Origin of the sequence: uncultured Bacteroides sp. (assembly GCF_902491285.1) — a bacterium.
In the GTDB taxonomy this organism is placed as follows: Bacteria; Bacteroidota; Bacteroidia; order Bacteroidales; family Bacteroidaceae; genus Bacteroides.
In genome coordinates this window covers 52278-68746 of sequence record NZ_CABUHK010000001.1, presented here as the reverse complement: position 1 = coordinate 68746, position 16469 = coordinate 52278, and the positions used below count along the sequence as shown (strand labels likewise).

7 protein-coding genes are annotated in these 16469 nt (G+C 43.5%); 5 read left to right on the top strand and 2 right to left on the bottom strand.

From position 1 onward, the window contains the following. Both RDN93_RS00205 and RDN93_RS00200 read left to right on the top strand, forming a co-directional pair. On the top strand, window positions 1–1572 hold the full coding sequence (locus RDN93_RS00205; RefSeq protein ID WP_374047346.1) for a PQQ-binding-like beta-propeller repeat protein: 1572 nt from the start codon (window positions 1–3) through the stop codon (window positions 1570–1572). Window positions 1573–1594: 22 nt separating this feature from the next. Beyond that, on the top strand, window positions 1595–3136 hold the full coding sequence (locus RDN93_RS00200; protein WP_308743771.1) for a hypothetical protein: 1542 nt from the start codon (window positions 1595–1597) through the stop codon (window positions 3134–3136). 453 nt (window positions 3137–3589) lie between these two features. On the opposite strand, the gene RDN93_RS00195 is transcribed toward RDN93_RS00200, so the two are convergent. Further along, complete coding sequence (locus tag RDN93_RS00195; RefSeq protein WP_308743770.1) at window positions 3590–4123, bottom strand: GNAT family N-acetyltransferase; 534 nt, start codon at window positions 4121–4123, stop codon at window positions 3590–3592. Between the two features lie 324 nt (window positions 4124–4447). Between RDN93_RS00195 and RDN93_RS00190 the strand changes: the two genes are divergently transcribed. Together RDN93_RS00190 and RDN93_RS00185 are read left to right on the top strand one after the other, a co-directional pair. Further along, window positions 4448–7147, top strand: coding sequence for a hypothetical protein (locus RDN93_RS00190; protein ID WP_308743769.1), 2700 nt, complete (start codon window positions 4448–4450; stop codon window positions 7145–7147). A 9-nt stretch (window positions 7148–7156) separates the two neighbouring features. Continuing rightward, entirely contained in the window at window positions 7157–11356 is a 4200-nt protein-coding gene (locus RDN93_RS00185; RefSeq protein ID WP_308743768.1) for a malectin domain-containing carbohydrate-binding protein, read from the top strand. Between the two features lie 144 nt (window positions 11357–11500). On the opposite strand, the gene RDN93_RS00180 is transcribed toward RDN93_RS00185, so the two are convergent. After that, window positions 11501–13024 (bottom strand): TlpA disulfide reductase family protein, encoded by a 1524-nt coding sequence (locus RDN93_RS00180; protein ID WP_308743767.1) that lies wholly within the window; start codon window positions 13022–13024, stop codon window positions 11501–11503. Window positions 13025–13173: 149 nt separating this feature from the next. Between RDN93_RS00180 and RDN93_RS00175 the strand changes: the two genes are divergently transcribed. Next, a complete protein-coding gene (locus RDN93_RS00175; RefSeq protein ID WP_374047345.1) occupies window positions 13174–16455 on the top strand; it encodes a glycoside hydrolase family 2 TIM barrel-domain containing protein in 3282 nt (1093 codons plus the stop codon). Window positions 16456–16469 lie beyond the last annotated feature (14 nt).

The window sequence follows — 16469 nt, the reverse complement described above, 5'->3', positions numbered from 1 at the left end:
ATGAATACTATGAACAGATTAGCTTATTTATTATCATTGATTTGTATTCTTGCGTTTTCTTCTTGCGAAGAGGATAAGATATATTATCACACTGCGGCAAAAGCAGATTTCACCATTGGTGAGAATATGTATGAACTGGGACAGAGTGCTGTTTTTAAAGATGCTTCCATACCCGATGAAGGAAGCCGGATAGTAGCATGGTTATGGGAGTTTGGAGATGCAAAAGAATCTGTCTCGACGGAACAGAATCCAACTTTCGTTTATCCGTCGGACGGCACATTTACCATTAAACTGACGGTGACTGATGATAACGGCTTGAGTGCCACAGCTAAGAAGGACCTTACCATCTTAGACCCGGCTAAAGCAATCAATGTAATGTGGCAGAAAGAAATGGGCGGACCTGTTGAAAGTACAGTCTCACCCGCATTGTCGGCTGACGGTAAAACGGTTTATATGATTACCGACCAAACTTCCACAGGAGCATTTGACGTGAAACTTTATGCTTATGATACGGAAAATGGAACACAGAAATGGGCATTTGACGTAACCGCTAACATGAATGAACTGAATCCGGGCGGTGGGGCAAGCATGGTATATGCAAGTCCGGCAGTAGGACCGAATGGAGATGTATATATTGTGGTTCGTGATTTGAAGCCGGCTACTGCTGAACACCCCCGCGCATTATTCTTATTCGCCGTAGGAAGCAATGGTAGCAGAAAATGGGCATACAAAGCTGCTGACTCTAATTTATATGCTGTTACTCCGGCTATTGACGCATCCGGTAATATCTACTTCGGACATAGAGGAAAGAAACTAATCGTTTTAAGTCCGACCGGTGATGTAGTCAAAGAAATAGCTTTAGATGTGGAAGTGTTGTCCGGTATGTCTCTGTCGAAAGACGGAACTATCTATTTCGGCTCTTCTAAGAATACGGGATATTTCGGTTATGATTTTGCTACCGGTACTCAAAAGTTTGTTTATCAAAAAGATTTGGGTGGTACAGCATTGAAAGGAAATTCTTATACGGTAGGAGCGGATGGAACCATTTATACCGTAGCCGAACTGACATCAGGTGGTGCCATTATAGCTTTAAATCCTGACGGAACGGAAAAATGGGTGTACAAGACTCCGGGAGCCATTGTCAACGGTGGTGTTGTGATTGGCACGGATGGAACGCTTTATGCCAATGGCGGAAATGCTGTTGCCGGTGAAGCTTCGGCAGGTATTTTCGCTTTGAATCCGGACGGTTCTTTAAAATGGCATTATGCTACGACAGATAACATAAACAACTGTGTGCCAATCGTCGATAACAGAGGATATATTCACATCATCTCGGACAAAGCTGTCTATTATATTGTGAAACAAGACGGTAGTTTGCTTGCATCCTCAGAATTGGGAGTAAAATGTACTTCCAGTCCGGTAATGGATTCAAGAGGATATTTATACGTCGGCATTGAAGCTGTCGCGGGTGCATCTGATATGGTATGTATTTCATCCGGTGCTACTTCCTATGCAGCTTCTGCATGGCCGATGAAAGGACAGAATCCGCAACGGACAGGTTTGCAAAAGTAAGTACCTTAAAAGGTCGGTAATTATGAAGAAATATTCTTTATTGACAGTTTTCTTATTATTAATCTGCAATGCTTCCGTATGCGGGCAAACAGGACGTATCCTTTTTGTTGATACGACATTAATTGAGAAAACAAATCTGCAACGAATACATCATTCGCCCGTCTATTATTCAGGCAATCCTGTTTTGAAAGCTGATAAAAAATGGGAATTGAATATAAATGGCGACCCTTATGCCGCTCCTTTCAGTGGTGGTGTATGGTATGATGAAGAAGAGTATAAATTCAAGATGTGGTATTCTGCCGGTGGCGGGAAGTTATTAGGACTCGTCACTTGCTATGCAGAGTCGTCCGACGGAAAAGTCTGGATAAAACCGGAGTTAGACGTTGTTCCGGGTACTAATATTGTAGATACATTAGAACATGATTGCGTTTCCGTATTGCTTGATAAATTTGAGAAAGACCGGACGAAGCGTTATAAAATGTTTGTTGTAGAATTTAATAATCGCTTCACGGTCAGTATGAAACTCAAATATTCTTCTGACGGAATCCATTGGAGTGCGCCGAAGGCTCTTTCGGGAGAGTTGTATGACCGTTGTGCGGCTTATTACGACCCGTTTCGCAAGAAATATGTCCTTTCATTGAAAACCATAAACGGAGTGTATAGGCGTTCACGCAATTATTTGGAACATGAAGACCCGGAAATGCTGGTTAGCCTGGCACATAGGATATATGACAACAAGAGCGATAAGTTTATCCGCTATTGGTTTAATGCTGATGAGGATGACCCGCGTCATCCTCAATTTCCCGGACTGCGTCCGCAGATATACAATCATGAAGCAATGCCGTATGAAGGCTGTATGCTAGGCTACTTCACCGTTTGGCAGGGACCGGAGAACAATGTTTGCGACAGCCTGAATATTCAAAAAAGAAATGAAGTCCTGATAGGTTGGAGTAACGATGGTTTTCATTGGAACCGGGAAAACAAGAAACCATTTCTTCCTGTCAGTGAGGACTTTCATGCATGGAATGCAGGTAATGTACAGTCTACTGGGGGGAACCCTCTGATAGTCGGAGACTCTCTTTACTTTTATGTCAGCGGACGCTATAACAGCAAGCCGAAACATGATTCCAACTTTGCCACAGGGCTTGCGATGCTTCGTCGTGACGGCTTTGTCTCTATGCGGGCAGGAAAAAAGGAAGGATATGTAGAAATTAAAACCCAGATTCCGGCAAACGGGAACTATTTGTTTGTAAATGCTGATGTGAAAGGGACTTTGGCAGTAGAAGTGCTGAATGATAACGGGCAACCCATAGAAGGATTCACAAAAAGAGACTGCATATTAATGAAGAAGTCGGATAAAACGAAACAGATGATTTCATGGAAAAAACATCCGGACGTAACATCACTGATTGGGAAAACAGTCAGGTTCAAGTTTTATCTGAATCAGGCGGATATCTATGCATTTTGGACTTCCGCATGGCAAACGGGCGAAAGTGGTGGATATACAGGCGGTGGTGGACCGGGACTATCCGACAAAGGTATAGATATCCCTGCAAGTAAATAGAAACAATATCAATAGGTAGGATTTTAGTATATAAACTCATAAGAAAGAAAATAGTTATGAGAAATAGTAAAGGACGTTTATTAGCTAAAATGTATAGATATATTTATAAATATCACATTGATGCGTTTTCTGCTCTTAAGCTATGTTCTTTTTCTTATACAAGACGCTAATAAACTCATTCTGCGTTTTTAATAAATAATGAAACAGTTTATTATAAACGGGTCTTACGTTTATTATAAACGATATTCAGGACCATTCGGTGAATGGCACCGAATATATTAAACAAAACGGGGTGAAATCTTTGCTGATTCCACCCCGTCTCTATTCTTCCAGACATACTTCGATGCCTCTAAACTATTGCGTTATGTCTTTATTTTTGTATATTTCATCATCGTTTTAATTGATTCTTTATGGCAAATATACGAAATAAAAAGAGCAAAGTCAATAGTTCTTTTATTTTAAATTGATGTGATACAATACGTGTCTACGCAATGGATGGTCAGCAGGAACAAGCGGGTGGTCAAACTCTTTCATATGTTCCATGCCTATCTTCTGCATCACACGCTCCGAACGGAGATTCGGCAAAGATGTAAACGAATACAGTTCTTTTATATCCAAATGTCTACGGGCATATTCCAGGCAAGCGTTTGCAGCTTCAGGAGCGTAGCCATGTCCCCAATATTCATGTCCCAGTCGCCAGCCGATTTCTACACCCGGCGCAAAGTCAACATCAAATGTAATCTGATGTAGCCCGGTATATCCCATAAAGGCATGGTCTTCTTTACGTTCAACGGCATACAGTCCGAAACCGCAGGTTTGAAATTCCTTTTGAATGCGTTGGTAAAAAGCAAATGATTCTTCCGCAGTTAGCGGATTGAGAAAAAATTCCATTACATGAGGGTCGGCATTCATACGGGCGAATGCCGGAATATCTTCCTCTTTCCAATCACGGAGAATCAGGCGGGGTGTTTCTATATATGTTTGCATAATAATGATGATGTAATAATGGGCAAAGATACGATTTTTTCAGTTCAGTCCGCAGGGTGTGCCTGAAGGTATTTTTCAGAGTCATAATTTGATTGTTCTTTCATATTGTTTGCTTTTGTTTACTGTTTATTATTAGGGAAATCAGTCGGCAAATATAAGTATAACTTTTAAATTATGAGGGAGTTGCATACCCCTGTAAACTGAAAAGTGGAGATATGGTATCGAATAGTAGCATAGTAGACAAATGAGTACAAACAAGCGGTTATTTCGTCTTCCTCTTAGAGAAGAACTGAATTTATATAATTAATAATATATATCAGAAGGATGAAAAATACCAAATTATTCATGTTTGCGGCATGCGCACTGCTATTGACAGCGTGCGGCAAGCAAACCGTGAAAATTATGACTCCGCCGGATGCGTCGAACCGTGTCCTGTTCGGTGCGGAACAGTTACAGACTACCCTGGATAAAGCCGGTTATCAGGTAATGATGCAACAGGGGGACACCACATTCTCCGACCCGGAAATAAAGACAATTCTGCTGACAGAGGTAAATGATACCACTCTGAAAAAAGAGAGTTTTCATATTACGACTGCCGGCAATCTTACCAAAGTCTCCGGCAGGGACGGCAGCGGCGTAATCTACGGATGCCGTGAACTGATAGACCGTGTGAATGATTCGGAAGGGAAACTGGACTTTCCGGAAGAGTTGAAGGACGGACCGGAAATGGTACTTCGCGGCGCTTGTGTGGGTTTGCAGAAAATGACTTATCTGCCGGGACACGGCGTTTATGAATACCCCTATACTCCTGAGAGTTTCCCGTGGTTCTATGATAAGGAACAATGGATTAAATATCTGGATATGCTGGTTGCCAACCGCATGAACTCTTTGTATCTCTGGAACGGACACCCGTTTGCGTCATTGGTGAAACTGGAAGATTATCCGTTTGCACTGGAAGTGGACGAGGAAACATTCAAGAAAAATGAAGAGATGTTCTCTTTCCTTACGGAAGAAGCGGACAAGCGTGGTATTTTCGTTATTCAGATGTTCTATAATATCATTCTTTCGAAACCGTTTGCGGAGCATTACGGCTTGAAAACTCAGGACCGTAACCGTCCTATCACTCCTGTGATTGCTGATTATACGCGCAAGAGCATAGCTGCCTTTATCGAGAAGTATCCGAATGTGGGACTGCTGGTTTGCTTGGGTGAAGCGATGTGTACAGTAGAGGATGACGTGGAATGGTTTACCAAGACGATTATTCCGGGAGTAAAGGACGGACTACAGGCATTGGGACGTACAGACGAACCGCCTCTCTTGCTGCGTGCACATGATACGGACTGCAAACTGGTGATGGATGCTGCGTTGCCGATATATAAGAATCTTTATACAATGCATAAGTACAACGGTGAGTCTCTGACAACGTATGAGCCACGTGGTCCCTGGTCGAAGATTCATACGGATTTGAGTTCTCTGGGTTCTATCCATATTAGTAATGTACATATCCTGGCAAACTTGGAACCGTTCCGTTGGGGTTCTCCTGATTTCGTCCAGAAAGCGGTGCAGGCAATGCACAATGTACATGGCGCCAATGCACTACATCTTTATCCGCAGGCTTCTTATTGGGACTGGCCTTATACTGCCGACAAACTGCCGAATGGTGAGCGTGAGTTCCAATTAGACCGTGACTGGATTTGGTATCAGACATGGGGACGCTATGCATGGAATTGTCATCGTGACCGTACGGACGAAGTCGGTTACTGGAACCAACAGTTAGGTAGGTTCTACGGAACATCTGACGAAAATGCGGGCAATATCCGTGTTGCTTATGAAGAAAGCGGGGAGATTGCTCCGAAACTGCTCCGTCGTTTTGGTATTACGGAAGGAAATCGCCAGACATTGTTGCTGGGTATGTTTATGAGCCAGCTTGTCAATCCTTATAAATACACTATTTATCCGGGATTCTATGAAAGCTGCGGACCGGAAGGCGAGAAGCTGATTGAATATGTAGAGAAAGAATGGAAAAAACAACCCCATGTAGGTGAAATGCCTTTGGATATTATCGCCCAAGTGATAGAGCATGGTGATAAGGCAGTGGCAGCAATAGATAAGGCAGCCGCTTCCGTATCTTCCAATAAGGATGAGTTTGCACGTTTGCAGAATGATATACATTGTTATCGTGAATTTGCGTATGCGTTCAACTTGAAAGTGAAAGCCGCGAAGTTGGTATTGGATTATCAATGGGGAAAAGACATAAAGAACCTGGAAGAGGCTATTCCTCTCATGGAGCAAAGTTTGGAACATTATCGCAAGTTGGTGGAATTGACCGATGAACATTATTTGTACGCAAACAGTATGCAGACCGCACAGCGCCGTATTCCTATCGGTGGGGATGACGGAAAGAATAAGACTTGGAAAGAATTGTTGGTGCATTATGAAAAGGAACTGGAGAATTTCAAGACCAATCTCGCCATGTTGAAAGAGAAACAGAATGGAAATGCGGTTGCCGAAACAGTAGAAATTGCTGCCTGGACTCCTGCCGACGTGAAACTAATATCCAACTATCCGACCGTGAAACTGGATGAAGGAATGTCATTATTTGCCGACCTTCCCGGTAAGGTAGAAGCGATAGCTCCCGAACTGAAAGGAATGAAAGCATTCCGCTTCAACGGAAATGAGCAGCGCGAAAAGGGGACGAGCATCACTTTTGAAACCGATGCTCCAGTGAAATTAATGGTGGCTTATTTCAAAGACGACCAGAAGAAATATGCGAAAGCTCCGAAACTGGAAATAGATGCTTCCGCTAATGATTATGGACAGGCGGAACCTGTATTGACGAACGCGGTTCGTATCAACGGAATGCCTTTGGCAAATGTACACGCATATAGTTTCCCGGCAGGAAAACATACGTTGATGTTACCAAAAGGCTATTTGCAAGTGCTGGGATTTACGGCTGCGGATACGAAAGCACGTAATGCCGGACTTGCCGGAGATGAGGAAACTATGGATTGGCTGTTCTATTAATATTGAACAATGAAAAGACTATTACTGACAATCTCCTGTATAGTAACTGCTCTGTCCGTTCTTGCGCAACATAAAGTTCCGCAAGAACGGATGGAACAGATTTATGAAGAAGTAAAAACACCGTATAAATATGGGCTAGCTGTTGCTCCGGCAGACAATCAGCATAAGATTGACTGTCCCACCGTTTTTCGTCAGGGCGACAAATGGCTGATGACTTACGTTGTTTACAACGGTAAAAGCGGTACGGACGGCCGTGGCTACGAGACATGGATAGCAGAAAGCGACAACCTGCTCGAATGGCGTACTTTGGGGCGTATCCTTTCTTATCGGGACGGTAAATGGGATTGTAACCAGCGCGGCGGCTTTCCTGCATTGCCGGATATGGAGTGGGGCGGCAGCTACGAACTTCAGACTTATAAGGGTCGTCACTGGATGACTTATATCGGCGGAGAGGGAACCGGCTACGAAGCTGTGAAAGCACCGCTCTATGTCGGACTGGCATGGACGAAAGGGGATATTTCCACAGCCCACGAGTGGGAATCTTTGAATAAGCCTGCTTTGAGTATCCATGATAAAGACGCCCAATGGTGGGAAAAATTAACCCAGTATAAGAGTACTGTCTACTGGGATAAGGATAAGACGCTGGGCGCTCCGTTTGTGATGTTCTATAACGCAGGCGGACGCCATCCCGAAACGGACTTGAAAGGGGAACGTGTAGGTATCGCCCTATCAAAAGATATGAAGTCATGGAAGAGGTATCCCGGAAACCCGGTCTTTGCTCACGAAGCGGACGGAACGATAACGGGAGATGCGCACATTCAGAAAATAGGAGACGTCTATGTGATGTTCTATTTCTCGGCTTTTGAACCTTCGCGCAAGTATAAGGCGTTTAATACATTTGCCGCAAGCTATGATTTAGTCAACTGGACGGATTGGCATGGTTCCGATTTGATTATTCCGTCCAAGAACTACGATGAACTGTTTGCCCATAAAAGTTATGTGGTAAAACATGACGGGGTAGTTTATCATTTTTACTGTGCGGTAAATAATGCGGAACAGCGTGGCATTGCTATTGCTACAAGCAAGCCGATGGGACGCTCGGCAGTCCGTTTCCCGAAACCGGAGATTAAGAACCGTCGGATAATCACTGAATTAAATGACGGCTGGAAAACCTGGTTGACAGAGGCTACGCATCTGAAGGGTAACTTTATGATGCCTGCAAAAACGGTGAATATCCCTCATAATTGGGATGATTACTACGGATACCGCCAATTGACGCATGGAAATATGCATGGAACAGCCATGTATGTGAAAAACTTCACAATGGAAGTGAAAGCCGGAAAGCGGTATTTTCTTCGTTTTGAGGGAGTGGGTACATACGCTACAATTAAACTGAACGGAAAGGATTTCGGACGGCATCCTGTCGGTCGTACTACACTGACACTGGATGTAACCGACGCGCTGAAACAAGGGACAAATGAACTGGAAGTAAAAGCTGAACATCCGGAGATGATAGCTGATATGCCTTGGGTATGTGGCGGGTGCTCGTCGGAGTGGGGATTCAGTGAGGGTTCCCAACCGTTGGGTATTTTCCGTCCTGTCGTATTGGAAGCAACGGACGAAGTTCGTATCGAACCATTCGGCGTACATATTTGGAATGATGATAAGGCAGCCAATGTATTTGTGGAGACAGAAGTCAAGAACTATGGCAAAACTGCGACGACAGTCGAACTGGTCAATAAATTGAGCAATGCCGACGGCAAACAAGTATTCCGCCTGGTAGAGAAAGTAACTCTGGCACCGGGAGAAATGAAAGTGGTTCGTCAGCAAGCACCCGTAGAGAATCCTGTATTATGGGATACGGAGAATCCATATCTTTATAAACTGGCAAGCATGATTAAGAGAGATACTAAAACGACGGATGAAATATCCACTCCGTTTGGTATCCGTACAATCAGTTGGCCGGTAAAGAGGAATGACGGAGACGGACGTTTCTATCTGAATGGAAAGCCTGTCTTTATTAATGGTGTATGCGAATACGAACATCAGTTCGGGCAAAGCCATGCGTTCAGTAAGGAGCAGGTGGCTGCCAGGGTAAAGCAAATGCGTGCGGCAGGTTTCAATGCTTTCCGTGATGCTCATCAGCCACATCACCTCGATTATCAGAAGTATTGGGATGAAGAGGGTGTTTTGTTTTGGACGCAACTTTCCGCTCATGTGTGGTATGATACACCGGAATTTCGTGAGAATTTCAAGAAATTACTCCGTCAATGGGTAAAAGAACGTCGTAATTCTCCGTCGGTAGTAATGTGGGGATTGCAGAACGAAAGTACTTTGTCTCGTGAATTTGCACAGGAGTGCAGTGAGATTATTCGTGAAATGGACCCGACTGCACATACGATGCGTGTTATCACAACTTGTAATGGCGGTGAAGGTACAGACTGGAATGTAATTCAGAACTGGAGCGGTACGTATGGCGGAGATGTGACCAAATATGGTCGTGAACTCGCTCAATCCAACCAATTATTGAATGGAGAATACGGGGCATGGAGAAGCATAGATTTGCATACAGAGCCCGGAACGTTTGAAGTCAATGGAGTATGGAGCGAAAGCCGTATGTGCCAGTTGATGGAAACTAAGATTCGCTTGGCGGAACAGGCTAAGGATAGTGTTTGCGGACAGTTCCAGTGGATATACAGCAGCCATGACAATCCCGGACGCCGCCAGCCGGACGAAGCCTATCGTAAGATAGACAAAGTAGGGCCGTTTAACTATAAGGGACTGGTGACTCCATGGGAAGAACCGCTGGACGTATATTATATGTATCGTGCAAACTATGTTCCTGCGGCCAAAGACCCGATGGTTTATCTGGTATCGCATACATGGGCGAACCGTTTTGAGAAAGGACGTCGCCGGGCTACGATTGAAGCGTACAGTAATTGTGATTCTGTACTGCTCTATAATGATGTGACCGATGAGAAAGTTACTTTCCTCGGACGTAAAAAGAATAATGGCGTAGGCACTCATTTTATGTGGGAGAACCGGGATATCCGTTATAATGTGCTTCGTGCCGTAGGATACTATCAAGGTAAGCCGGTGACAGAAGACATAATTGTGCTTAACGGATTGGAACAAGCTCCTAATTTTAATTCCCTTTATCAGGATGCAAAGCCGATATTGAAAGGAGAAGACGGATATAATTATATCTATCGTATCAACTGTGGCGGAGATGATTATACGGATAGTTTCGGGCAACTGTGGATGCAGGATAATACGAATTATTCCCGTTCGTGGGCAGAAAACTTTAAGGAATTGAATCCTTATCTTGCAAGCCAGCGTACCACTAATGACCCGATTCGGGGAACCCGTGACTGGAAGCTGTTCCAGCATTTCCGTTTCGGACGTCATCAACTGGAATATCGCTTCCCTGTATCTGACGGAACATATCGCATAGAGCTATATTTCACAGAGCCTTGGCACGGTACGGGTGGCAGTGCTTCTACCGATTGTGAAGGATTGCGCATTTTCGATGTTGCCGTGAATGATTCGCTGGTATTGGATGATTTGGACATTTGGGCGGAAAGTGGCCACGACGGGGCATGCAAGAAAGTGGTGTACGCCACAGTAAAAGGCGGAACGTTGAGAATACATTTCCCGGAAGTGAAAGCTGGGCAGGCTTTGCTGTCAGGCATTGCCATTGCTTCTACTAATCCGAATCTGAAACCGGCAATCTTCCCGGCATCTGACTGGAGTTGGGAAAAAGCCGATAAGGAAGTTATGGAGAAAACTCCGAAAGAACTGCTGCCTGAAGATAAAAATGCACGCGTCAGCGTGGCTTATGAAGCGGAAACTGCCATATTGAAAGGCAAATTCAAGAAGAAAGAACATCGTAAGCAAATGGGAGTATTCTTTAGTAAAGGAAAAGACAACAGTATCGAATGGAATGTCTCTACCGGCTTGGCGCAAGTCTATGCCCTTCGCTTCAAATACATGAATACGAGCGGAAAGCCAATTCCTGTGTTAATGAAGTTCATTGATGAGAAAGGAGTAGTATTGAAAGAAGATACTCTGACCTTCCCGGAAACACCGGACAAGTGGAAAATGATGAGTACCACTACCGGGACATTTATCAATGCCGGACATTATAAGGTGTTGCTTTCGGCAGAGAACATGGAAGGTTTGGCGTTTGACGCATTGGATATTCAATAGCTTTTCTAATGAGTTAATCTGTAAATATAAGTAATGATAGAAGCGGGATACAAGGAAGTTCGAACAACTTCCCGTATCCCGCCTTTTATTTTCAAATAGTTTTCTTATAATAGAATATAGATGTTATTTTTTAAGATTCGATGCTCATTCCGTAAGTTTTACTCCATTTATTTTCCAATCATTTTTGTCTGGTCCTTCTGTAAAACTGAACGATTTCATTTGGGGAGACAATGGTTCAAATGCCAGTGAAAATTCAGCTTCCCCACTTTCAGGTAGAAAGAAATGTTCACCGGGTGTAATGCCGTTGGCGCTCTTTAAAGTATATGTCGTTCCTTTCTCGTCAATTAACTTGGCATTAGGGCTCACTTGTATCCAGTATTTAGGAATATAGTAGGCATAGAAGTGGATGATTGTTGCCGTATCTGTCAGCTCCACCTGCTTTATCTCAAGAATATCTGTATTGGTCGATTCTATAATCGGATGGTTTACTAATTTCGTGTTGCCGTTTTGGATGATACTCATCTCATGTTTCGATGCATCCAAGTACCTGCGCATTTTTAGTTTCAGACTGCCTTTTCCATATCCCGACCACATCTTTATGATTTTACCTTCGGGAGAAATAAGAACATAATTGGGGATACCACGAACACCATACTTTGCATATAATCCTGCTGTTTGTTTCAGGTCACTTAAGTTCTGCCACGTCATCTCATGCTGTGCCGAAGCGGCTTTCCATCGGCTTTGGGTGTCTGAGCTAAGGCTAACGATAGTAAGACGCTCTTTATATTGTTCCTGAATCTCTTTCATCTCAGGCAAAGCCATAACACAAGGTCCGCAACCGCTACTCCAAAAATCGAGTAGGATATATTTCCCTTTGAAATCAGCCAAATGATGAATATTCCCGTCCAGGTCGAAAAGGTCGGCATCTGCCAAATCGTCTCCTTCTTTCACAATTGTAGGCGGAAAGAGGTTGACTGTAATTTCTTGTCCTAGATTAGATGCTTTTTGTTCTTCGTTCAATCTGTTATACAAAGCTAGTGTTTCCTCTTTATATGAGAACTTCGGATTATATTTTGCAGAAAGACTTAGTCTGTGTAATTTTTCCATCCAAACAGAAGAGATGGGAAGTTCCTGCATTAGTTTCAATTCACGGCTGCTGATTATAACAGATATACTGTCTTCCTTTGCCTGTATTGCCTTTCGGTCGGCTTCCGGTGCAGAACGTATTTTTCTTGCTTCAATGGATAGGCGTTGATACTCATCCCACAAATCACGTGATGCATTTACGAATTTGTTATATTCCTGTTGTTCCTTTACAGGACTGTCTACTTTCCAAGTGTAGATTAACGTGTTTGTACCGGTTACTTTAATCTTGGCATTGGGAGTTGCATAGATTTTCAGTGACATAGGGGGGAAATCTGCGTCACGGGTACACATAAGAGATAATTGGTCTAAACCATTTTCTCCGGCATTACGCTTAAAGAAGAAGTTTCCATTGCGTATGCTATCTGTGGCAACAGTACTTCCCACATTGCCGTCAAGTAGAAACAGAGAGACAAGAGTCCCGTCTTTTACTCCTTCTACATGTCCTTCAATCGTATATTCGTGTTGTGCTTGCGATGTGAGACAACTTAGTAAAAAGAAGCTGATAAATAGTAGTTTTCTCATAATAAAATTATTTAAGATAATAATAGTGCACAAGGTAGGGCTTTTCTTTGTAGAATGTTTTTCTTTTATTATTCTTTAATATTTCCGTGAGGGAAGGGGGTACAAAACAGCGTTTCATCCGTCTACTTGATATGAAGAAAAAAGAACGAATGAAAATATATACTTTACTGCTTGGGGCATTGATAGCTTGTCCTATGCACGCACAAACGATACATGATTGGGAAAATCATCATGTACTTCAAATCAACCGGGAGCCGGCACGGGCTGCGTTTATTCCTTTCTCTACACAGAAAGGAGATTGTTCAATGTGTTTGGATGGGATGTGGAAATTCAGATGGACTCCTGTTCCTGACCAGCGAATCGTTGATTTTTATCAGACGAATTTTGATGATAAAGATTGGACTGACTTTCCGGTACCTGCAAACTGGGAAATAAACGGATATGGTACCCCCATCTATGTATCGGCAGGTTATCCGTTCAAGATAGACCCGCCACGGGTAATGGGAGAGCCGAAAGCGGATTATACGACCTATAAAGAAAGAAATCCGGTAGGGCAGTATCGGCGCACCTTTGTTCTGCCTGCTGACTGGACAGCGAAAGGACAGACATTCCTTCGATTTGAAGGTGTAATGAGTGCTTTCTATGTTTGGATAAATGGCGAACGGGTAGGGTATAGTCAGGGAAGTATGGAACCGAGTGAGTTCAATATCACAAAGTATCTGCACTCCGGGGAAAATCAAATAGCACTGGAAGTTTATCGGTATAGCGACGGCTCTTATCTGGAAGACCAGGATTTTTGGCGTTTCGGTGGTATTCATCGGAGTATCCATCTGGTACATACACCGGATATTCGTATTCGTGATTATGCAGTGCGCACTCTTCCTGCATCTGCCGGTAATTATGAGGATTTTATTTTGCAGATTGACCCGCAGTTCAGCGTATATAGAGGTATGACCGGAAAAGGATATACTGTGCAAAGCGTGTTGAGAGACGCAACCGGGAAAGAAGTTGTTACATTAAAAGGAGAAGTTGAGGATATACTCGATTTGGAACATAAGGCAAGCCGGATGAATGAGTGGTATCCGCAACGTGGTCCTCGCAAGATGGGACGATTATACACCGTCATTAAATCACCGGAAAGGTGGACTGCGGAAACGCCTTATCTCTATAAATTGCTCATTACTTTACAGGATGCGGAAGGAAAAGTAGTGGAACAAGTAGAGCAGCCGGTAGGTTTCCGTTCGGTGGAGATTAAGGAAGGACAGTTATTGGTTAATGGCAATCCGATTCGTTTCCGTGGGGTAAACCGCCATGAACATGACCCTCGGACGGCACGGGTAATGAGTGAAAAACGAATGATTCAGGATATTCTCTTAATGAAACAAGCCAATATCAATGCTGTGCGCACCAGTCATTATCCCAATGTGAGCCGTTGGTACGAGCTTTGTGACAGTATCGGGCTTTATGTAATGGACGAAGCGGATATTGAAGAACACGGATTGCGGGGAACTTTAGCCAGTACCCCCGATTGGCATGCCGCATTTATGGACCGTGCAGTCCGTATGGCGGAACGTGATAAAAATTATCCGAGTATCGTAATGTGGAGCATGGGAAATGAAAGTGGTTATGGTCCTAACTTTGCGGCTATCTCGGCATGGCTGCATGATTTTGACCCCACGCGCCCTGTTCATTACGAAGGAGCACAGGGGGTAGACGGTACTCCTGACCCAAAAACTGTAGATGTAATCAGCCGTTTTTATACACGGGTGAAACAGGAATATTTGAATCCGGGTATTGCGGAAGGGGAAGACAAGGAACGGGCAGAAAATGCACGTTGGGAACGGCTGTTGGAGATTGCGGAACGTACCAACGATAACCGTCCGGTAATGACAAGTGAATATGCCCATTCTATGGGAAATGCATTAGGCAATTTCAAGGAATATTGGGACGAAATATACAGTAATCCCCGTATGTTGGGCGGATTTATTTGGGATTGGGTAGACCAGGGTATTTATAAAACATTGCCCGACGGGCGTACTATGGTGGCTTATGGTGGAGACTTCGGTGATAAGCCTAATTTAAAAGCCTTTTGCTTTAACGGATTGTTGATGAGTGACCGTGAAACGACTCCCAAATATTGGGAAGTGAAGAAGGTATATGCTCCGGTACAATTAGGTATTGAGAACGGAGAATTAAAAGTGACTAACCGGAATCATCATATTGATTTATCATCTTATCGTTGTCTATGGACATTATCAGTAGATGGTAAGGAAAAAGAACGGGGAGAAATTGTACTACCCGAAGTTGCTCCGGGAAAAACAGGAACAATCACTTTGCCTGATTTTCGTTCATTATCAGATAAAAGCTCTTTCAATAGAAAAAATACAGGAAAAGATGCTTCAAAACTTGCTGCCGATTGCCAGCTTAAAGTGAGCATTGTCCTGAAATCAAATGCTCTTTGGGCAAAAGCCGGACATGAAGTTACTTGGGAACAATTTTGTTTGCGGAAAGGTGATTTGTTATCTGCCGATTTAGTCAATAAAGGACAATTACATATAAAAGAGGATGATAAAACTCTGCAAGTCAGCGGACGAGGCTTTTCCGTCCAATGGGAAAAAACAGTGAACGGAAGCATGACTTCCCTTATTTATAATGGCAAAGAGATGTTGGCACACTCCGAAGATTTTCCGGTTCAACCTGTAACGCAAGTTTTTCGTGCTCCGACTGATAATGATAAGAGTTTCGGAAACTGGTTGGCGAAGGACTGGAAACTGCATAGTATGGATACCCCGCAGATTAGCTTGGAATCTTTCGACCATCAGTTACGCGCAGATGGAGCTGTGATTGTTCAAGTCCGGACTAATAATGTATATAAGGAAGGCAAGGTAAAAACGACATCAGTCTACACTGTCTTTTCTGATGGAACGATAGACTTGAAAACAACTTTCCTGCCTCAAGGAGTACTCCCGGAATTACCCCGATTAGGAATTGCTTTCTGTCTTTCCCCGTCTTACAGCACATTTACATGGTATGGCAGAGGGCCGCAGGATAACTATCCTGACCGTAAAACTTCTGCTGCAACAGGACTTTGGAAAGGTACAGTGGATGAACAATATGTGCATTATCCTCGTCCGCAGGATAGTGGAAATAAAGAAGATGTACACTATCTGACACTGACGGACAAACAGGATAAGGGTATCCGCGTAGACGCGGTGGAAGACGTATTCTCTGCATCCGCCTTGCACTACACTGCACAAGACTTGTACAAAGAAACACATGATTGTAATTTAAAACCTCGTTCCGAAGTCATTCTTAGTTTGGATGCTGCCGTGCTCGGATTAGGGAATAGCAGTTGCGGGCCGGGTGTATTAAAGAAGTATGCCATAGAGAAAAAAGAACATACCTTACATATACGTATAACTAAAAAATGAAACATTAAATAACT